This window comes from Mycobacterium sp., from assembly GCF_046091765.1.
In the GTDB taxonomy this organism is placed as follows: domain Bacteria; phylum Actinomycetota; class Actinomycetes; order Mycobacteriales; family Mycobacteriaceae; genus Mycobacterium.
The window spans coordinates 19,424-39,660 of the sequence record NZ_JBJTCF010000105.1 but is presented as its reverse complement, the minus strand read 5'-3'; the positions used below and the strand labels follow the sequence as shown (position 1 = coordinate 39,660).

Sequence of the window (20,237 nt, the reverse complement as noted above, 5' to 3'; positions counted from 1 at the left end):
CTGTCGATCCCTTCCGTGAATCTCCCAGATTACCGGGGTGTGTAGTGCTCGATGAGGCCCTGCTTGTAGAGCTTGCCGGTGTCGGTGCGGGGTAGCTGTTCGGTGAAGTGGATCTTCCGCGGGCATTTGAAGTGCGCCAGCCGTTCGCGCAGCCAGTCCAGCAGCTCCTCGGCGAAATGCTCGCTGGCCTCGCCGTGGTCGACCAGTTGGACCACGCCCGTCACCGACTGCCCCATCTCGGCGTCGGGGATGCCGAACACCGCCGCGTCGAGCACCCGGGGATGGGCGACCAGTGCGTTCTCCGCCTCCTGCGGATAGATGTTGACCCCGCCGGAGATGATCATGTGGTGGCGCCGGTCGGTCAGGAAGAGGTAGCCCTCCTCGTCGAGGTGGCCGACGTCGCCGACGGTGACCCAGCCCTCCCGGTGGCGTGAGGCCGCGGTCTTCTCCGGGTCGTTGAGGTACTCGAAGGCCCGGCCGCCCTCGAAGTAGACCTCGCCGGGTTCGCCGGACGGAAGTTCAGCACCGTCCTCGCCGACGATGTGCAGCGCGCCCGAGATCACCCGGCCGACCGATCCGGGGCGCTCCAGCCACTCCGCGGCGGTGATCAACGTGAAGCCGACCGCCTCGGAGGAGGCGTAGTACTCGTCGACGATCGGACCCCACCAGTCGATCATCTGGCTCTTGATCTCCACCGGACAGGGCGCGGCCGCGTGGATCACCCGCCGCAGGCTGGAGACGTCGTAGCCATCGCGGATCTCCGGCGGAAGCCGAAGCATCCGGGTGAACATCGCTGGCACGAACTGGCCATGGGTGACGCCGTGCTCTTCGATCGCCGCCAGTGCCCCGGCCGCGTCGAACTTCTCCATCACCACCACCGGGATGCCGGCGGCCTGCATCGTCATCGACCAGACCGACGGCGCGGTGTGGTAGAGCGGAGCGGGGCTGAGGTAGACCGCTTCCGGATCGGCCCACACCGACACCAGATTGGTCAGCACGCCCGGTGCCGTGGCGGGCGACTCGTGGCTGAGCTCGCGCTTGATGCCCTTGGGCCGCCCGGTGGTGCCCGAGGAGTACTGCAGCAGGTCACCCTCGATCTCGTCGTCGATCGGCGTAACCGGTTGGTCGGCAGCGCATTCCGGGTACCTGCGCCATCCGTCCAGATCGTCGTCGGCCATCAGGAGCACATCGGGCAGGCCCTGAGGCAGATGGTCGCCGAGACGCTCGCACAGCGGGCGCAGGGCCGCCGAGGCGATCACCGCCTTGGCGGCGCTGTTGTCGATGATGTAGGCCGCCTCCGCGGCGGTGAGGTGGGTGTTGATGGGCACGTAGTACAGCCCGGAGCGCCGCGCCGCCCACATCGCGGCGTGGAAGTGTTCGTTGTTCTCCATCAGGATGGCCACCACGTCGCCCTCGCGCAGGCCGGCTGCGCGCAGCAGGTGGGCCAACTGGTTGGCGCGGGACTCCAGGGCGGCGAAGGTGACGACCGTGCCGGACGGGGAAAGCACGACGGCGGGTTTGTCCGGGGTCGCCTCGGCGTGTTCGCGAATCTGCATGGTCAGTCGCCGCGCCGATACCAGGCGACCATGAAGGTGACCATCGCCGCTGTCAGCGCGATGAGCACCCAGACGATGATCGCCTCGTCGATCCAGGAGCCCGCGGGCGGACTGCCCGGCAGCACGCTGCGGATCGGCACCACCGCGAACAGCATCGCCGCGAACCAGGTCCCGAACGCGGGCTGGAAGACCTTCTTGCCGCGCAGGGTTTCGATCGCCACGAACAGCGCCAGCGCCGGGAGCGCCACCAGCACCAGGCAGAAGCCGGCGATCAGCAGCAGTGGGCCGCGCGAGCGGTCGAAGGTGATCGTCGCGTTCTGGTCGGCCTGCCCCGGGCTGGTCGGCGGTCCGAGCCGGTCGCTGCGGATGTCCCATCCGTTGAGCGAACCGGCGACTTCCACCCGGGCCGGCACGAAGCGGCGCGTGTCGCCGGATCCGACGAACACCTCGGCGCTGATCGTGCCGGTGGCGAAGGAGTCGAACGGCCAGCGGTCGGCGTCGCCGAAGGCGAACAGCGTGGTGTCCTCCCGCGCCGGTGTGCGGCCCTGCGGGTAGTTGAGTTCGCCGAAGTCGGTGGACGGGTAGAGGCGCACCGTCATGTCGGTGTTGAGCACCCCGAACTGCGGATCCATCAGGCTCTGCTCGGGGATCACCAGCACCCGCGCATCGACCGCGTTGTCGGTCGGGCGGATTCCGGTGACCTCGAGCAGGACGATCGTTTCGGTGGCGTTCCGCAGATCCCTGGGCTCGAGCACCTGGGCCTTGCTGTCCAGCCAGAAGTAGCCGATCAGCGACAGCAGGTAGACGGCGGCGATCACAATGCCGGTGCCCACGCCGGCCCAGCGCCGGGCCGGCCGCCGGGGCTTCGGTGCGGGCGGCGCCGCCGGAGCGGGGCCGGTCAACGTGTCTGGGTCAGTCGGCATCAGCAAGGCGCTGCTTGAGCGCGTCGAACTCGTCGCGGACACCGGTCGGCAGCCTGTCGCCGACGAACTCGAACCACTGCTCGATCAGCGGCAGCTCGGCGCGCCACTCCGACGGGTCGACCCGCAGTGCCTCGGCGACGTCTGCGCCGTCCACCGTCAGCCCGCCGAGGTCCAGGTCGGCCACGTCGGGGACGATCCCGATCGGGGTGTCCGTGCCGGTGGCCCGGCCCTCCACCCGCTCCACGATCCACTTGAGCACCCGGCTGTTCTCGCCGAAGCCCGGCCACAGGAAGCGGCCGTCGTCGCCGCGGCGGAACCAGTTCACGAAGAAGATCTTCGGCAGCTTGGACTCGTCGGAGTTCTTGCCCAGGTCGATCCAGTGCTGGAAGTAGTCGCCGACGTTGTAGCCGAGGAAGGGCAGCATCGCCATCGGGTCGCGGCGGATCGCGCCGACGGTCCCCTCGGCGGCGGCGGTCTGCTCGCTGCCCAGGGTTGCCCCGATGAACACCCCGTGCAGCCAGTCGCGGGCCTGGGTCACCAGCGGGACGGTGGTCTTGCGGCGACCCCCGAAGAGGATCGCGGTCAGCGGCACCCCCTGCGGGTCGTCCCACTCCGGCGCCAGCGTCGGGCACTGCGACATCGGGGTGCAGTAGCGCGAATTCGGATGTGCCGCAGGCTCTCCGGAGTCAGGCGACCAGTCGTTGCCCTTCCAGTCCACGAGGTGCTGCGGGTCGCCCTCCAGGCCCTCCCACCAGACCCCGCCGTCGTCGGTCAGCGCGACGTTGGTGAAGACGGTGTTGCCGGCGGCGACGGTTTTCATCGCGTTGGGGTTGGACTTCCAGTTGGTGCCCGGTGCGACGCCGAAGAAGCCGTACTCGGGGTTGACCGCATAGAGCCGACCGTCCTCGCCGAACCGCATCCAGGCGATGTCGTCGCCCAGGGTCTCGGCGCGCCAGCCCGGTACGGTCGGCTGCAGCATCGCCAGGTTGGTCTTGCCGCACGCCGACGGGAATGCCGCCGCGATGTAGTACGCCTTGTTCTCCGGCGAGATCAGTTTGAGGATCAGCATGTGCTCGGCCAGCCAGCCCTCGTCGCGGGCCATCGCCGAGGCGATCCGCAGCGAGTAGCACTTCTTGCCGAGCAGGGCGTTGCCGCCGTAGCCCGACCCGTAGCTCCAGATCTCCCGGGTCTCCGGGAAGTGGGTGATGTATTTGGTGTCGCTGCACGGCCACGACACGTCGGGCTGGCCGGGCTCCAGCGGGGCGCCGACCGAGTGCAGTGCCTTGACGAAGAACCCGTCCTCGCCCAGCTTGGCCAGCGCCGCCGTACCCATCCGCGTCATGGTGCGCATCGAGACCACCACGTACTCCGAGTCGGTGATCTCCACGCCCAGCTTGGGTTCGGCGGCGCTCAGCGGCCCCATGCAGAACGGCACCACGTACATCGTCCGGCCGCGCATGCAGCCGCGGTAGAGGTCGGTCATGGTGGCCCGCATCTCGGCGGGGTCCATCCAGTTGTTGGTCGGGCCGGCGTCGCTTTCGCGCTGCGAGCAGATGAACGTGCGGGACTCCACCCGCGCGACGTCCGAGGGAGTCGAGCGGGCCAGGTAGGAGCTGGGCTCCTCGGTGTCGCTGAGCGGAATGAACGTGCCTGCCGCGACGAGGCGCTCACACAGCCGCCGGTACTCCTGCTCCGAACCGTCGGCGAACACGACCCGGTCGGGTCCGGTGAGCTCGGCGACTTCGCGCACCCAGGCCAACAGCTCCGCGTGGGCGGTCGGAGCCGAATCCAGACCGGGGATTGTCGCTGACGTCATCGGTGTCTCCCGCTTGCTCTTCTGACACATGCTTCAGGTGTTCAGGTTAACGTGGGCCGCGCAGGCGCCGGAAACCGGCGGTGTCTGCGGTGTCCGTGGTCTCGGCGGCCAGCAGCCGCCCCGCCACCTCCTGCTGCGTTGCCGTACGCAGGGCGGCGGTCACCTCGACAACCCACCGGTCCAGGGCGGCGCGTTCGGCGAGCAGCCGCCGGGTGCGCACCACCCAGCAGGCCAGGGCGAGGCCGGCGGCCGAGCAGGCCAGCACGGCGGCCGGCGCCCAGCGCGGCGCCAGGTCGGCCACGACCCGGCCCGCGGTCAGCGCGACGCCCAACCCGAAGCCGCCGCCCAGCAGCGTCGTCAGGCGGTTCTCCAGCTCGGGCCGGGTGGGCGGCGGCGGGTACTCCTCGGGTGGGCCGGCCCCGGCCGGGCAGCCGAGCCACCGGTCGGCTTCCCGGTCCAGATCCGCGCGCACCGCCGCCACCCGCTGCCGCACGTGGTCGACGAACTCCTCCCGGCGGCGGGCGGGCAGTTCGGCGGCCCGGCTCTGCAACTCGGCGCGCAGCGCGGCGCACCGCGCCCGGATCTGCCCGGCCAGTTCCAGGCGGGCGCGGCGCAGCTGGGGGAGCCGGGTCGGCGGTGTCCGTCGCGGCCCGGTCACGGCTCGCACGGCCCGGACCAACGCGTCGGTCCGCTCCGGCCCGACGTCGGGCCGGGCCGCGACGCCGACCCAGATCGCGTCGGCGTAGTGAGGCGCGCGGCGGATCAGCGCAGCCCGGTTGGCCTCGAGCACCGCCCGCCAGCCGCGGTGGACGTCGATCTTCGACACGGCGGCGACGATCCCGGTCCCGTCACCGGTTGGCGCCGCCGCGTCGAGGACCTCGGCATGCGAACCGGTCATCGGCGCCGCCGCCGACATGACGAACACCACCGCGTCGGCCGGCCCGCCCGGGCCTGCTCGACGGCCCTCGATCACGCGGTGGCCGGGCAGCCGGGCGCGCAGCACCCCGACGACCGCGCTGACCCCCGCCAGCGGCGGCCCGGTGACCAGAATCCATTGCCCGCCAGCAGGATTCATCGCCGGCTCACCGCAGCCGCTCGGGTCGGCCACCGGCCCGCGTCCACAGCCGCAGCAGCCCGCGGACGAGGTCGCGCGCGCAGTCGCGGTGCAGCGCCGGGCCGGGCGCACCGGCGACGCGCTGCCAGTGCACCGCCTCGCGAAGCAGATCGGCGCGATCCCGGCCGATCTCGACGCGCAGGCCCGCGGCCCGCAGCGCGGCCGCGGCGGCATCCATCCGGGCCAGCACCACGTCGTCGGCGGCCGGGGACTGCGCCGCCGCGGCGACCGCGCGCTCGATCTCGGTCCGCACGGCCTGCACCCCGCTGACCCGGAGCAGTTCGGCGCGGAGCCCGGCGCGGTCGGCGCCGCGGCGCACCGCCGCCAGGGCGACGGCGACTCCGAACAGGTCGAGCTCCGCGCGCAACCGGCTGCCGACCCCGGCGGGCGGGCGCACCGCGCCGTCGGCCAGTGCCCGCAGCGCGGTGAACATCTCCTCGTCCAGGCCCTCGGGGTCCGACCCGGCGACCGCCAGCAGGGCGGCCAGCGGCCGGGTCGGCACGCCGGTGCGGCGCTCCAACTGCCGGCAGTGGGCGGCGGCGGCGGCGAGCGGACCGGAACCACCGAACCCGCACAGGTCGGCCTTGGTCATCACGGCCATCACCGCCCCGCCGGCCGCAGACAGGGCGGCCCGGTCCTCGCGGGTGAGGGTCTCCACGAAGACCCGGACCTGGAGGTCGGGCCGTCCGGCCTGCCCGACCTCCACCCCGATGCCGCGCAGCGCCCGGCACACCGTGTCGAGACCCGCACCCGCACGCCCGGACACCGCGACCCGCACCGGCGCGATGATGGCAGCCGGTGTCGGCCGGCGCGAGTCACCTGGGTGTTTAGCGGGCCTTTCGGGGGCCTTTCCGGGAAGGCAACTGTTGGGTATCAATCCGTCCCGCGGTGGCGGCAGACCGCGGTCTGTGCGCCACCATGTATCAATGCACGCGCAGCGCCAGGGTGGCTCGAGCACGCCCCCAGCACCGGCGCAGCGGCTCCGGCGGGTGACCGGTTTCCGGTCGCGGCGCTCAGCGCTGACCCCGTCCCAGCAGCAGACCTGGGACCGCCTCTGGCCGCTGATCGGCACCGAGGCGCGCCGGCCGGACACCCGTCCGGCCGGACGGCTGGACACCGCGGCGTGGTTCGGCCGGCGGGCCCCGCTGGTCTGCGAGATCGGCTGCGGGACCGGCATCTCGACACTGGCGATGGCGCAGGCCGAACCGGACATCGACGTGATCGCCGTCGAGGTCTACCGGCGCGGGCTGGCGCAGCTGCTGTGCGCGGCCGACCGGGCCGGAGTCTCCAACCTGCGCCTGATCCGCGGCGACGGGGTGGACGTGCTGGAGCACATGCTGGGCAGCGCGGCGCTGACCGGGGTGCGCATCTTCTTCCCCGACCCGTGGCCGAAGGCCCGCCACCACAAGCGCCGGCTGCTGCAACCCGACACCGTCGCGCTGATCGCCGACCGGCTGCGCCCCGGCGGGGTGCTGCACGCGGCGACCGACCATCCCGACTACGCGGCGCAGATCGCCGAGGCCGGCGACGGCGAACCGCGGCTGCGCCGGGTGCGGGCCGGCGAGGAGCTGCCGATCTCCGTCGACCGGCCGGCCACCAAGTACGAAACCAAGGCGCGCGACGCCGGCAGCGCGGTGACCGAACTTCTGTGGATCCGATCCGACGGGTGAGAAAACGATGACTGTTATCGACGAGAAAATCGACGCGACCCCGCAGCCGCCGGAGGCTCCCCCGGCCCCGGCTCCCAAGCGGGTCCTGCTGGTGTGGGACGCACCGAACCTGGACATGGGCCTGGGGGCGATTCTGGGCGGGCGCCCGACGGCCGCGCACCGGCCGCGCTTCGACGCCCTGGGCCGCTGGTTGCTCGGGCGTACCGCCGAACTCGCCGCCGGGCTGGCGGAGGTGTCGCTGGAACCCGAGGCCACCGTGTTCACCAACATCGCCGCCGGCAACGGTGACATCGTGCGGCCCTGGGTGGAGGCGCTGCGCAATGTCGGCTTCGCGGTCTTCGCCAAACCCAAGATCCACGAGGACAGCGACGTCGATGCCGACATGCTCGACCACATCGCCCGGCGCCACGACGAGGGCCTGGCCCTGCTGCTGGTGGCCTCGGCGGACGGCCAGGCGTTCCGGCTGCCGCTGGAGGCCATCGCCGGCACCGGCACCAGGGTGTGTGTGCTGGGATTTCGCGAACACGCCAGCTGGGCGTTAGCGTCGGATACCTTGGAATTCGTCGATTTGGAGGATATTCCCGGTGTTTTCCGCGAGCCTCTGCCGCGAATCGGCCTGGATTCGCTGCCCGCGCAGGGTGCGTGGCTGCAGCCGTTCCGGCCGCTGTCATCCTTGTTGACCTCGCGACTGTGAGCCACTGACGGTCTAGTTAGGAGTCCGCTTGTTCGCCTGGTGGGGTCGAACCGTGTACCGGCACCGGTACATCGTGATCGCGATCATGGTCGCGCTGTGCATCGCGGGCGGCATCTTCGGCATGAGCCTGGGAAGTCACGTCACCCAGAGCGGCTTCTACGACGAGGGCAGCCAGTCGGTCAAGGCGTCGCTGCTAGCCGACGGCGCCTACGGCCGCGACACCTCCGGGCACATCGTGGCGATCTACACCGCCCCCGACGGCAAGACCGTCGACGACCCCGAGTTCGACAAGAAGATCCTCGACAACCTGGCTCAGGTGGAAAAGGACCACCCCGACGAGATCCTGCGTTCGATCGGCTACTTCAAGAGTCCCGAACTGCTCAGCAACATGGCCGACGCCGAGAAGAAGCACGCGTTCATGTCGATCCAACTCAAGGGCGACAACGACGACACCATCCTCAACAACTACAAGAAGGTCGCCGACAGCTTCTTCATCGACGGCGTCGACGTGAAACTGGCCGGCCTGCAACCGCTGGCCAGCGAGCTGACCGGGACGATCGGCGAGGACCAGCGACGCGCCGAGGTGGCGGCCATCCCACTGGTCGCGGTTCTGCTGTTCTTCGTCTTCGGTGGCGTGGTGGCGGCGAGCCTGCCGGCCATCATCGGCGGGTTGTCCATCCTCGGCGCGCTGGGCATCATGCGACTGGTGGCCGAGGTCGCCCCGGTGCACTTCTTCGCCCAGCCGGTGGTCACCCTGATCGGCCTGGGCATCGCCGTCGACTACGGGTTGTTCATCGTCAGCAGGTTCCGGGAGGAAATCGCCGAGGGGTACGACACCGAGACTGCGGTGCGCCGCACCATGATGACCGCCGGGCGAACGGTGGTCTTCTCGGCGGTCATCATCGTGGCCTCGTCGCTTCCGCTGCTGCTCTTCCCGCAGGGCTTCCTCAAGTCGATCACCTACGCCATCATCGCCTCGGTCATGCTCTCGGCGGTGCTGTCGATCACCGTGCTGGCGGCGATCCTGGGGATCCTCGGCCCCAACGTCGACGCGCTCGGCGTGCGCACCCTGCTGCGGGTGCCGTTCCTGCGCAACTGGTCGTTCTCGCGCAGGATCATCGAGTGGGTCGCCGACAAGACCCAGAAGACCAAGACCCGCGAGGAAGTCGAGAGCGGTTTCTGGGGCAAGCTCGTCAACCGCGTGATGAAGCGGCCGGTGCTCTTCGCCGCCCCCATCGTGGTGATCATGATCCTGCTGATCATTCCGCTCGGGAAGCTCTCACTCGGCGGCATCAGCGAGAAGTACCTGCCGCCGACCAACTCGGTGCGCGTCGCGCAGGAGGAATTCGACCGCATCTTCCCGGGCTTCCGGACCGAACCGCTGACACTGGTGATCACGAACGACAGCGGTCAACCGGTGACCGATCAGCAGGTCGCCGAGATCCGCAGCAAGGCGATGGCCATCAACGGGTTCACCGACCCGGACAACAATCCCGACGCCCTGTGGAAGGAGCGGCCCTACCTCGACGGTGCCTCCAAGGACCCGTCGGTCCGGGTGATCCAGAACGGGTTGGTCAACCGCAACGACGCCGCGAAGAAGATCGGCGAACTGCGCTCGATCACCCCGCCGCTGGGGCTGTCGATCTACGTCGGCGGCACCCCGGCGCTGGAGCAGGACAGCATCCACAGCCTGTTCACGAAGCTGCCGCTGATGGTGCTGCTGTTGATCACCACGACGACGGTTCTGATGTTCCTGGCATTCGGCTCACTGGTGCTGCCGATCAAGGCCGCGCTGATGAGCGCGCTCACGCTGGGTTCGACCATGGGCGTGCTCACCTGGATGTTCGTCGACGGTCACGGTGCAGGGTTGATGAACTACACCCCGCAGCCGCTGATGGCGCCGATGATCGGGCTCATCATCGCGGTCATCTACGGGCTTTCCACCGACTACGAGGTGTTCCTGGTGTCGCGGATGGTGGAAGCCCGCGAGCGCGGTATGTCCACCGCCGAGGCGATCCGGATCGGCACCGCCGCCACCGGACGGTTGATCACCGCGGCCGCCCTGGTGCTGGCCGTCGTCGCCGGGGCGTTCGTGTTCTCGGATCTGGTGATGATGAAGTATCTGGCGTTCGGGCTGCTGATCGCGCTGCTGCTGGACGCGACCATCGTGCGGATGTTCCTGGTGCCGGCGATCATGAAGTTGCTCGGCGACGACTGCTGGTGGGCGCCGCGCTGGATGAAGCGACTGCAGGTCCGGCTCGGCCTGGGCGAGACCCATCTTCCCGACGAGCGCAAGCTTCCCGGCGTGGCCGAACCGGCGATGGCCCCCGCCGGCCCGGTCCCGCCTGCCGGCGCCCGGCGTCCGGTTCCGGTGCCCGCCGGGGGACCGCCGCCGGGGGACGAGCCAACCACCAAGTTCGCCGCCGCCCGGGGTGCGCAGAGCGACGACCGCAACATCCAGTCCTGGCTGGGCGAACTGCGCGCCGGCACACCCCCGCCGCGTCGGAGGACACCGAGACGGCCACCGAGCAACTCAACGCCCGCGGCAAGCCCGGCCAGGCGGTCAGTGCGCAGGATCTGCTGCGCCGCGAGGGTCGGCTCTAACCGCCGCCTGCTCTCCGGTCGCCAGCTCGGCGGCCTCCGCGGCCGGGTCGGCGGCGACCAGCACCCGGATCGCGCTGTTGAGGAACGCCAGCGCGGGCACCGCCAGCAGCGCCCCGATGATGCCGGCCAGTACCGCACCGGTCGCGATGGCGAGCACGATCGCCAGCGGGTGGATCGACACCGCCCGGCCCATCACCAGCGGCTGCAGCACGTGGGACTCCAGTTGCTGGACCGCGACGACCACCCCCAGCACGATCAGCGCGGCGACGAAGCCCTTGGCCAGCAGCGCCACCACGACCGCCAAGAGCCCGCTGATCACCGCACCGATCACCGGGACGAACGCGCCGAGGAACACCAGCGATGCCAGCGGCAGCGCCAGTGGCACGCCCATGATCGCCAGGCCCGCCCCGATGCCGATCGCGTCGACGAGTGCCACCAGGAAGGTCGCCCGGACGAACCCGATCAGCGAGCGGAAGCCGGCCCGTCCCGCGTCACGCACCCGCTCGCGCGTGTGCGAGGGCACGATCTGGGTGAGGTAGGCGTAGATGGTGCGGCCGCCGTAGAGCAGGAAGATCAGCGTGAACAGCATCAGCAGCGCGCCGGTGACGATCTCGGTCAGGGTGGCCGCGGTGGACAGCGCCCCGCTGGTCAGCCTCTCCTGGTTGTCGCGCAGCGCCTTGATGGCGGTGTCCCCCGCCCGGTCGATCTGTTCGCGGCTCAGATGAGCCGGACCCTCGATCAGCCAGTTGGTCGCGTTATCGATGCTTCGGGTGACCTGTTCGACCAGGCTGGGCAGCCCCGAAATGAATTGACTGACAACGAAAGTGATCAGCGCACCGAACACGGTCAGGCTGCCGAGCAGGATCACGGCGACCGCGCCGCCGCGTGGCAGCCGATGCCGGTCGAGCCAGTCGACGGCGGGCAGCAGCAGCGCGGTCAGGATGACCGCCAGCGCCACCGGCACCACGATCACCCGCAGGTGCCATAGCAGCAGCAACAACCCCACCAGGGCGGCCATGATGACCAGCAGTCGCCACGCCCACGCGGCCATCTTGCGGACGAAGGGGTCCACCGCGTCGTCGTCGCGGGCGCCACCGGCCGACATGCGGCTCAGCCTAACCGGACACCACCGGTCTACCGCGGCGAACGCGCTCGTCGGGGGTGGCCACGACTACCCTGAACAACGTGGCTCAGCCGCCGGCCTCCCCGGGAAAGTACTGGTGGGTCCGCTGGGCGGTGATCGGCGTCGCGGTGGTCGTCCTGGCGGTGGAGATCACGCTGGTGTGGGACCAGCTGGCCACGGCGTGGGCGAGCCTGGTGTCGGCGAACCTGTGGTGGGTGCTGGCGGCGATCGCGGCCGCGCTGCTGTCCATGCACAGCTTCGCCCAGGTGCAGCGCACCCTGTTGCGCTCGGCCGGAGTCGTGGTCAAGCAATGGCGCTCGGAGGCGGTGTTCTACGCGGGCAACGCGCTGAGCACGACACTGCCGGGCGGACCGGTGATCTCGGCGACCTTCCTCTACCGCCAGCAGCGCTCCTGGGGGGCCTCGCCGCTGGTGGCGTCCTGGCAGCTGGTGATGGCCGGCGCCCTGCAGGTGGCCGGGCTGGCGCTGCTCGGTCTGGGCGGTGCATTCCTGTTGGGCGCCAAGAACAATCCGTTCTCGCTGCTGTTCTCCCTCGGGGGTTTCGTGGCGCTGCTGCTGCTGGCGCAGGCGGTGGCGACCCGACCGGAGCTGATCGACGGCATCGGCGCGAAGGTGCTGTCGTGGGTCAACTCCGCACGCGGCAAGCCCACCGACACCGGCCTGCGCAAGTGGCGCGAGACGCTCGCCCAGCTGGAGTCGGTGAACCTGAGCCGGCGCCAACTCGGGGAAGCCTTCGGCTGGTCGCTGTTCAACTGGGTCACCGACGTGGCCTGCCTGGCGTTCGCCGCCTACGCCGCCGGCGGGCACCCGTCGCTGGCCGGTCTGGCGGTGGCCTACGCCGCCGCCCGCGCGGTGGGTTCGATCCCGCTGATGCCGGGCGGGCTGCTGGTTGTGGAGGCGGTCCTGGTGCCCGGACTGGTGTCCAGCGGGATGGCCCTGCCGGACGCGATCTCGGCGATGCTGATCTACCGGCTGGTCAGCTGGATCTTCATCTCGGCGATCGGCTGGGTGGTGTTCTTCTTCATGTTCCGCACCGAGGGTGCGCTTCACCCGCAGGTCGGGATCGACGAACTCGCGGCCCGCGAGTTGGCCGACCTCGACCGCACCCCCGAGGACAGCGAGCGCCGTGTCGACGACGGTTGATCGGCCACGGGTGCTCGCCGCGCTGTTGATCGATCTGGGTTGCGTGATCGGGTTCGCCGCACTCGGGCGGCGCAATCACGACGAGGCGCTGACCCTCGGCGGCGTCATCGAGACGGCGTGGCCGTTTCTGCTCGGCGTTGTCGTCGGCTGGCTGCTGTGCCGCGGCTGGCGGCGGCCAAACGCCGTGAGACCGACGGGTGTGACGATCTGGGTCTGCACGGTCGGCGTCGGCATGCTGATGCGCCGGGCGAGCGGTGAGGGCACCCCGCTCAGTTTCGTGATCGTGGCCACACTGGTCACCGGCCTGCTGCTGATCGGCTGGCGGCTGACCCTGACCGCGCTGCGGGGTCGGGTCCGCTAAGGCATATCGTCAGCGATGTCGTCATCCCCGCCGCAGCGGTTCGCCACGTCCACCAGCGGCTGTCGAATGGCCGTGAGCTGATCCCGCACGACCGGGTTGGCGTCGAGGTACTTCTGCACCTCGGTCCGGACGACGTCGCGCGGTTGACCCTCAAGACCGGTGAAGAAATCGTTCACGTCCGGATGGGTGAACAGGTAGGCCGACGTGGCCGCCGAGACGCCCGAGGCGATGCCGGCCATGTCGGCGGCGGTGCAGTTCGGGGGCAGCGCGGAGGCCATCGGGGCGGTGGCGGCCAGAGCGGCAGCGAGCGCGGCCGCGCCGACCGCCAAGCGCGCGGCACGGCGCCCAACCGGGGTCTTGAACGTCATTGATCCACTCCTTCAGGTCAGCGCCGCAGGGCGGTCTCTCATCTTACGGGGCATCCCCGCTGCGGTAGGCTCGCAGCCACGCAATCAGGCAGATTCGGGGAGTCACCATCCAGCAGTTCATGATGCGCCTGAGCGGCACCCTGCGAAGACACCGCTGGCTGGTGTTCACCTTCTGGCTGCTCGCGCTGCTGCCGGCGGTGTACCTGTCCCTCGCCGGATCCAAGAACCTGACCGGCGGCGGATTCGACGTCGCGGGCTCACAGTCGCTGTACGTCCAGCGCCAGATCGAGGCGCACTTCCCCGAGCAGGGGTCCTCCCCGCTCGCGCTGGTCGCCGCGCCCCGCGCCGATGCCTCCTACGCCGACATGGCCGAGGCGGTGATCACCCTCGAGCAAGCCGCCGCGCAGGTTCCCAACCTCTCCGTGGTGCCCAACCCCACCCAGCCCGCGCCGGCACCAGACCGGCCCTACGTGCTGGCCCTTCGGCTGGGGTTCGACAACACCGGCGCGGTCGATGTGGCCCGGCAGCTGCGGGCGAAGATCGGCGTCGAGGGCGACCAGCCCGGCGCGATCGACAACGGCCGGGTCAAGCTCTACGTCATCGGTCAGGGAGCGCTCGGCGCAGCCGCCCAGGCCAGCACCAGGAGCGACATCGCCGCGGCCGAACGCTGGAATCTGCCGATCGTGCTGGTGGTTCTGCTCGCGGTCTTCGGCTCGCTGGCCGCGGCCGCGGTGCCGTTGGCGCTGGCGATCTGCACGGTGGCGGTGACCATGGGCGTCATCTACGCGCTGTCGACCGTGACGACCATGTCGGTGTTCGTCACCTCGACGGTGTCGATGTTCGGTATCGCCCTGGCGATCGACTACTCACTGTTCATCCTGATGCGTTTCCGCGAGGAGTTGCGTTCCGGTCGCGATCCCGATCAGGCCGCGGACGCCGCGATGGCGACCTCGGGGCTGGCGGTGGTGCTGTCCGGCCTGACCGTGGTCGCCTCGCTCACCGGCATCTATCTCATCAACACTCCGGTGCTGCGATCGATGGCGACCGGCGCGATCGTGGCGGTCGCGTTCTCGGTGCTGACCTCGATCACCCTGACCCCGGCGGTGCTGAAGACCTTCGGCCGGGCCGTGGCCCGACGATCGGCGCTACTGCAGTGGTCGCGACGGTCGGAGTCGACGCTGTCGCGGTTCTGGACCCGCTGGGTCGGGACCGTGATGCGCCGCCCGTGGGCCTCGGCGCTGGCGGCTGCGGCGTTCCTGCTGCTGCTCGCCGCGCCCACCTTCTCGATGATGCTGGGCAACAGCATGCAGCGGCAGTTCCCGTCCTCGCACGAGATCCGCGGCGGCGTGGCCGCGGCCGGCGAGGCTCTCGGGCCGGGCGCACTGGGGCCGGTCCGGATCCTGCTGACGTTCCCCGAGGGCGGCGCGAACGACCCGGCCAACGCCTCCGCGATCGAGGCGGTCAGCCGGATCACCGGGCAGGCGGTGAACATCGTGTCGGTCTCCCCGCCCGCCTTCTCCGCGGACAACCGCGGCGCGCTGCTCTCGGCGGTACTGGCCGTGGACCCCGAGGACATGCGCGCCCGGGACACCGTCGGCTGGCTGCGCACCACCCTGCCCGGTCTGCAGGAGACTTCCGGGGTCCGCATCGACGTCGGCGGCCCCACCGCGCTGATCAAGGATTTCGACGACCGGGTCTCGCAGACCAAGTTCCTGGTGTTCGGTTTCGTCTCGCTGATCGCCTTCGTGATGCTGCTGATCTCGGTCCGCTCGGTGGTCCTCGCGCTCAAGGGTGTGATGATGACCGTGCTGTCCGTCGCCGCGGCCTACGGCAGCCTGGTCGTGGTGTTCCAGTGGGGTTGGTTGCGCAACTTAGGATTTGAACCGATCGCCTCCATTGACAGCACCATCCCGCCGCTGGTGCTCGCGATGACCTTCGGATTGTCGATGGACTACGAGATCTTCCTGCTGGCCAGGATCAGGGAGCGTTACCTGCAGTCCGGTGACACCCGGGATGCGGTCGCCTATGGCGTGGCCACCAGCGCGCGCACCATCACCAGCGCGGCGCTGATCATGATCGCGGTGTTCACCGGCTTCGCGTTCGCCGGTATGCCACTGGTCGCTCAGCTCGGCGTGGCGTGTGCGGTGGCGATCGCCGTCGACGCCACGGTCGTGCGTCTGGTGCTGGTGCCCGCCCTGATGGCGATGTTCGACCGGTGGAACTGGTGGCTGCCGGGCTGGCTGGCGCGGATACTGCCGTCGGTCGACTTCGAAAAGCCGCTGCCCAAAATGGATCTCGGCGATGTCGTGGTGATCCCCGACGACATCTCCGCGCTTGTTCCGCCCAGTGCCGATCTGCGGATGGTGGTCAAGGACGCCGCCCGGCTCAAGGAGATCGCACCGGATGCGGTGTGTGTCGCCGACCCGCTGGCACTTCGGGGCTGCGGCACCCTGACCGCACAGAGTCTGGGCAGCGACGGTGCGTCGGATCAGCCCGGGCCGGCGCCCGCGCGCCTACTCGCCTCGCTCAGTCACGCCGTCGACCGGCGTCGCGCCGCGACGCGGGTCGTGCACCCGGTGACGATGTGGCGAGGCCGGCTCGCGGTGGCCATCGATGCGCTGGAGACCGACGCGGCGGTGGAGCGGCTGAGCCCGGTCGAGACCACCAATGTCCAGCTGCCCACCGGCGACCGTCTGCAGATTCCCACCGGCGCGGAAACCCTGCGGATGAAGAGTTATCTGGTGCTGTGCCGCAACAGCCGCACCGACTACGCGGAACTGGCCGAACTCGTCGACGTGATGGGCATCGAGAACGCCGCGGTGGTGCTCGCCGAGATCGACGGCTACTACACCTCCGGGCGCCCCGACCGGCGGATGATCGCCACCCAGCTGGTGCGCCTGCTGTCCGACCCGACGCCGAGCGCCGCGCCGGACGACGACCGATGGTCGGGCGAGGACGCCGAGGCCCGCTGGCAGGGTGTTCGCTCCGGCTGCCTGGCACTCGCGGTGGCGATCCTGGAGGAGGGCGGATGACCCGCCACTTCGAGCGGCCCACCGACGACCGTTCGGTCGAGTTCTGGCCCACGTCCTCGATCCGCTCCGCACTGGAGACCGGGGACATCACCGTCTGGCAGCGGATCGTGCTGGCCATCAAGCGCGACCCGTACGGACGCACCGCACGTCAGGTCGAGGAGGTCCTGGCCGACGCCACCCCCTACGGAATATCCAAGGCGCTCAACGAGGTTCTGGCGCGCGCCCGCAACCACCTGGAGGCCAACGAGCGTGCCGAGGCCGCCCGGCACGTGCGGCTGCTGCTCGAGCGGTCCGGGCTGGGAGAGACGGAGTTCGCGTCCCGGATCGGGGTGGCCCCCGCCGATCTTGCGAGCTACCTCGACTCGTCGGTCAGTCCCCCGGCGTCGCTGATGATCCGGATGCGTCGGCTCTCGGACCGGTTCGCCAAGATTCGCGCGCAGCAGAGCGCGGCCGACATCGACGAGTAGCGGCGACGAGTAGCGGTCCCTCAGCGCGAGTTGACCGGGGTCACATCGGTCACCTTCCAGCTGCCGTCCTCGTTGGTCAGCGCCACCCGCACCGCGAGCACCGCGGTGGCGGGCTGTTGGCCCGGCACGCTCTGGGTTCCGCGCATCAGGACGGCCACGCTGGCCGCCGAAGGCCCCAGAGCCTCCAGGCCGGCGGAGATCGTCTGCGCGGTGGCGGTGACCTTGCGCTTGGCCATGTCCGCACTGACGCCGGCGAACTGCGAACTGAACGCCTCGGCGCGAGGGGCCGACATCAACGCCAGTGCGCGATCGAGCCCCGCGTTCGGCTCCTCGGGGTTGAAGGTCGCGGTGGCCTCGGACACCACGGTGGCGATGCGCACGACCTCCCCGGAGTCGCGGGCGAACGCGCGGTCCGGCAGCGTCCAGCGGTTGTAGCCCACGAACGTCGCGACGGCCAGCGCCACCGTCGCGACGCCGACGGTCAGCATGCGCAGCAGCGGAGCGTCGTCATCGGTCCCGATGGTGACCGAATCCCGCCGGAAGAGAACGATATTGGCGATGACACCCTGCACGACCAGTAGGCAGAGCATCGAGCAGATCGACACCCACCACAGCGGCCAGTGCAGCATCACGCCGATCATCAGCAGTGCGGCGATGGTGGCCAGTGGAACGAGCAGGTCGAAGACGAGCAGCCTGACGAAGTTCCTCACCGCAGCGACTCCAGCCGGGAGATCATCAGCCGGCCGTCGACCTGCGAGACGCCCAGGCGCAGGTTCCAGCGCACCGTGGTCGGTTGGGCGCCGGCGTTCTCGCTGACCGAGGTCGCGACGACGAGCACGGTGTCGGTGCGCTCGACCAGTCCCGGCTGCAGCTCGGACGGCGCGACAGGGCGCTGGCCGGGCAGTGGCGGCAGTTTGTTGTGCACCGCCTCGAGGGAGACCGATTCGATCTGACCCTCGGTGCGGGAACGCAACGTCTTGACGACGTCGCGGTAGGGGGCGATCGACCCCTCGAAGCCGGAGTTGAGGTCGCCGACCGTCTGGTCGCGCAGCGTCACCATCGCCGCTTCGACGTTGTCGGCGTTCATGTTGATCAGCACGCTGGTCCACGCGGCGGCGGCCTGGATCACCTCGCTCTGGTGGCTGCGTTCAGCCGCGGCGGCGCGGTGGTCCACCCCCATCACCGCGATCAGCGCGACCGCCGCCACCGCGACCAGGCCCAGGACCGCGGAGCCGATGCCGTAGCCGGTCCACACGCCCGAACGACGCGGTGCGACGTCGGTCCCCTCTACCTCGGCCACGGTCGCGAGGGTACCGCGCATGGTAAGCATGGTTGCGTGACGGTAGACGCTCAGCGCAGCGGGACGCGCTCCGGAATCGACCTCTCGCACGTCGATCCCGCGGTCCGCCCCCAAGATGACCTCTTCGGCCACGTCAACGGGCGCTGGCTGGCCCAGCACGTGATTCCCGCCGACCGGGCCGTCGACGGCGCCTTCCGCACGCTGCACGACCGGGCCGAGGAGCAGGTGCGCGAACTGATCCAGGAGGCCGGGCGGGCCGGCTTTCCGCCCGGCACCGACGAGCAGCGCATCGGCGACCTCTACGCGAGCTTCCTCGACGAGAGCGCGGTCGAGGCACGCGGTGTTCACCCGCTGCTGGCGGAGATCGCGCTCATCGACGACGCGGCGGATCCGGCCGCGCTGGCGGTGGTGCTCGGGCGGCTTGCGCGCACCGGCGTCGGCGGCGGCGTCGGGTTCTACATCGACACCGACTCCAAGGACTCCTCGCGGTATCTGGTGCATTTCCATCAGGCGGGGCTGGGCCTGCCCGACGAGTCCTACTACCGCGACGAGAAGCACGCCTCGATCCTGGGCGCCTACCCCCGCCACATCGCGAAGATGTTCGCGCTGGTGTTCGGCGGATTTCCCGAGCAGTACACCGAACGCGCGGGACGGATCGTGGCGCTGGAGTCGGCGCTGGCCGCCGCGCACTGGGACGTGGTGCGCCGACGGGATGCCGACCTGACCTACAACCTGCGCGCCTTCGCCGATCTGGACGCCGAGGCACCGGGATTCCTCTGGGGTCGCTGGATCGAGGCGCTGGGCGGCTCACCCGAGGTGATGGCCGAGGTCGTGGTGCGCCAGCCCGACTACCTCACCGCGTTCGCCGAGTTGTGGTCGGGCGCCGAAGTCGCCGACTGGAAGGACTGGGCCCGGTGGCGGCTGGTGCATGCGCGCGCCGGCGCGCTGACCGCCGAGGTGGTCGAGGAGGACTTCGACTTCTACGGCCGCACACTCTCGGGCACCGAGGAACTCCGCGAGCGCTGGAAGCGCGGGGTGTCGCTGGTCGAGAGCCTGGTCGGTGATGCGGTGGGCCGCCTTTACGTGGAGCGTCACTTCCCGCCGGACGCCAAGGCGCGGATGGACACCCTGGTCGCGAACCTGCTCGCGGCCTATCGGGAGAGCATCACCGAGCTGGAATGGATGACCCCGCAGACCCGGAAGCGGGCGCTGGCGAAGCTGGAGAAGTTCACCGCCAAGATCGGCTATCCAAAGAAGTGGCGTGACTACTCCGGGATGGTGATCCACCGAGACGACCTGTACGGCAACGTGATTCGCGGGGCCGAGGCGAGGTTCGACCGGGAGACGGCAAAACTCGGCGGCCCGGTTGATCGCGACGAATGGTTCATGACGCCACAGACCGTGAACGCCTACTACAACCCGGGCATGAACGAGATCGTGTTCCCGGCAGGGATCCTGCAGCCCCCGTTCTTCGACGCCGAGGCCGACGACGCCGCCAACTACGGCGGGATCGGCGCGGTCATCGGTCACGAGATCGGACACGGCTTCGATGACCAGGGCTCCAAGTACGACGGCGACGGTCACCTGATCGACTGGTGGACCGAGGCCGACCGCACCGAGTTCTCCGCCCGCACTGCCAAGCTCATCGATCAGTACGACTCCTTCGTCCCGCGTGATCTCGCCGATCAGCCCGAACCGCCGCACGTGCACGGTGCGTTCACCATCGGAGAGAACATCGGGGATCTGGGCGGCCTGTCCATCGCCCTGCTGGCCTACCGACTCTCGCTGGGTGGGCGGGAGGCGCCGGTGATCGACGGGCTGACCGGTGTGCAGCGGGTGTTCTTCGGCTGGGCACAGGTCTGGCGCGCGAAAACCCGCGCCGCCGAGGCGATCCGGAGACTGTCGGTCGACCCGCACTCACCCCCGGAGTTCCGTTGCAACGGAGTGGTGCGCAACATCGACGACTTCTACGACGCGTTCAGCGTCGACACCGAGGACACCCTCTATCTCGACCGCGCGCAGCGGGTTCGGATCTGGAACTAGCCG

General features: G+C 70.0%; 16 protein-coding genes and 1 pseudogene. 8 read left to right on the top strand and 9 right to left on the bottom strand.

Annotated features, from left to right (window positions below; genetic code table 11):
- Positions 1 to 29: 29 nt before the first annotated feature.
- Genes fadD4 through ACKOB8_RS11445 form a run of 5 tightly spaced genes read right to left on the bottom strand, consistent with a single transcriptional unit; the run spans position 30 to position 6,187 of the window.
- Positions 30 to 1,556 carry a fatty-acid--CoA ligase FadD4 gene (gene fadD4 / locus ACKOB8_RS11465; RefSeq protein ID WP_526377337.1) on the bottom strand — a complete coding sequence of 509 codons (1,527 nt, stop codon included), beginning with the start codon at positions 1,554 to 1,556 and terminating at the stop codon, positions 30 to 32.
- Between the two features lie 2 nt (positions 1,557 to 1,558).
- Positions 1,559 to 2,479, bottom strand: coding sequence for a DUF4436 domain-containing protein (locus tag ACKOB8_RS11460; RefSeq protein WP_526377336.1), 921 nt, complete (start codon positions 2,477 to 2,479; stop codon positions 1,559 to 1,561).
- Positions 2,469 to 4,295 (bottom strand): phosphoenolpyruvate carboxykinase (GTP), encoded by a 1,827-nt coding sequence (locus ACKOB8_RS11455; protein WP_526377335.1) that lies wholly within the window; start codon positions 4,293 to 4,295, stop codon positions 2,469 to 2,471. The genes ACKOB8_RS11460 and ACKOB8_RS11455 overlap by 11 nt, the downstream gene beginning before the upstream one ends.
- A 46-nt stretch (positions 4,296 to 4,341) precedes the next feature.
- A complete protein-coding gene (locus tag ACKOB8_RS11450; protein WP_526377334.1) occupies positions 4,342 to 5,403 on the bottom strand; it encodes a hypothetical protein in 1,062 nt (353 codons plus the stop codon).
- On the bottom strand, positions 5,378 to 6,187 hold the full coding sequence (locus ACKOB8_RS11445) for a hypothetical protein (protein ID WP_526377333.1): 810 nt from the start codon (positions 6,185 to 6,187) through the stop codon (positions 5,378 to 5,380). Before ACKOB8_RS11445 ends, ACKOB8_RS11450 begins: the two co-directional genes overlap by 26 nt.
- A 148-nt stretch (positions 6,188 to 6,335) precedes the next feature.
- Here ACKOB8_RS11445 and trmB point away from each other — a divergent pair, with 148 nt between their 5' ends.
- From trmB to mmpL3, 3 genes and pseudogenes are all read left to right on the top strand, one after another.
- The gene (gene trmB, locus ACKOB8_RS11440; protein ID WP_526377332.1) at positions 6,336 to 7,079 is read left to right on the top strand and encodes a tRNA (guanosine(46)-N7)-methyltransferase TrmB; all 744 of its coding nucleotides are present in this window, start codon (positions 6,336 to 6,338) and stop codon (positions 7,077 to 7,079) included.
- Positions 7,080 to 7,086: 7 nt separating this feature from the next.
- The gene (locus ACKOB8_RS11435) at positions 7,087 to 7,773 is read left to right on the top strand and encodes an NYN domain-containing protein (protein WP_526377331.1); all 687 of its coding nucleotides are present in this window, start codon (positions 7,087 to 7,089) and stop codon (positions 7,771 to 7,773) included.
- Between the two features lie 28 nt (positions 7,774 to 7,801).
- Positions 7,802 to 10,377 (top strand): annotated as a pseudogene (gene mmpL3, locus ACKOB8_RS11430) (trehalose monomycolate exporter MmpL3).
- Here the strand turns inward: mmpL3 and ACKOB8_RS11425 are convergent.
- A complete protein-coding gene (locus ACKOB8_RS11425; RefSeq protein WP_526377330.1) occupies positions 10,337 to 11,482 on the bottom strand; it encodes an AI-2E family transporter in 1,146 nt (381 codons plus the stop codon). The pseudogene mmpL3 and the gene ACKOB8_RS11425 overlap by 41 nt on opposite strands.
- A 56-nt stretch (positions 11,483 to 11,538) precedes the next feature.
- Here ACKOB8_RS11425 and ACKOB8_RS11420 point away from each other — a divergent pair, with 56 nt between their 5' ends.
- Positions 11,539 to 12,663, top strand: coding sequence for a lysylphosphatidylglycerol synthase transmembrane domain-containing protein (locus tag ACKOB8_RS11420; RefSeq protein WP_526377329.1), 1,125 nt, complete (start codon positions 11,539 to 11,541; stop codon positions 12,661 to 12,663).
- Positions 12,647 to 13,024: a DUF3054 family protein gene (locus ACKOB8_RS11415; RefSeq protein ID WP_526377328.1), complete on the top strand. Its 378-nt coding sequence runs from the start codon at positions 12,647 to 12,649 to the stop codon at positions 13,022 to 13,024. The genes ACKOB8_RS11420 and ACKOB8_RS11415 overlap by 17 nt, the downstream gene beginning before the upstream one ends.
- On the opposite strand, the gene ACKOB8_RS11410 is transcribed toward ACKOB8_RS11415, so the two are convergent.
- Positions 13,021 to 13,392, bottom strand: a complete 372-nt coding sequence (locus ACKOB8_RS11410) for a hemophore-related protein (protein WP_526377327.1) — start codon at positions 13,390 to 13,392, stop codon at positions 13,021 to 13,023. The genes ACKOB8_RS11415 and ACKOB8_RS11410 overlap by 4 nt on opposite strands.
- Positions 13,393 to 13,511: 119 nt before the next feature.
- On the opposite strand from ACKOB8_RS11410, the gene ACKOB8_RS11405 reads away from it, so the two are divergent.
- A complete protein-coding gene (locus ACKOB8_RS11405) occupies positions 13,512 to 16,424 on the top strand; it encodes an MMPL family transporter (RefSeq protein WP_526377326.1) in 2,913 nt (970 codons plus the stop codon).
- Complete coding sequence (locus tag ACKOB8_RS11400) at positions 16,421 to 16,891, top strand: XRE family transcriptional regulator (RefSeq protein ID WP_526377325.1); 471 nt, start codon at positions 16,421 to 16,423, stop codon at positions 16,889 to 16,891. The genes ACKOB8_RS11405 and ACKOB8_RS11400 overlap by 4 nt, the downstream gene beginning before the upstream one ends.
- Positions 16,892 to 16,911: 20 nt before the next feature.
- Here ACKOB8_RS11400 and ACKOB8_RS11395 read toward each other — a convergent pair whose 3' ends face one another.
- Both ACKOB8_RS11395 and ACKOB8_RS11390 read right to left on the bottom strand, forming a co-directional pair.
- A complete protein-coding gene (locus ACKOB8_RS11395; protein WP_526377324.1) occupies positions 16,912 to 17,601 on the bottom strand; it encodes a hypothetical protein in 690 nt (229 codons plus the stop codon).
- Positions 17,598 to 18,191 carry a hypothetical protein gene (locus ACKOB8_RS11390; RefSeq protein WP_526377323.1) on the bottom strand — a complete coding sequence of 198 codons (594 nt, stop codon included), beginning with the start codon at positions 18,189 to 18,191 and terminating at the stop codon, positions 17,598 to 17,600. The genes ACKOB8_RS11395 and ACKOB8_RS11390 overlap by 4 nt, the downstream gene beginning before the upstream one ends.
- Before the next feature lie 36 nt (positions 18,192 to 18,227).
- On the opposite strand from ACKOB8_RS11390, the gene ACKOB8_RS11385 reads away from it, so the two are divergent.
- Complete coding sequence (locus ACKOB8_RS11385; protein WP_526377322.1) at positions 18,228 to 20,234, top strand: M13 family metallopeptidase; 2,007 nt, start codon at positions 18,228 to 18,230, stop codon at positions 20,232 to 20,234.
- The last annotated feature ends 3 nt before the right edge of the window (positions 20,235 to 20,237 follow it).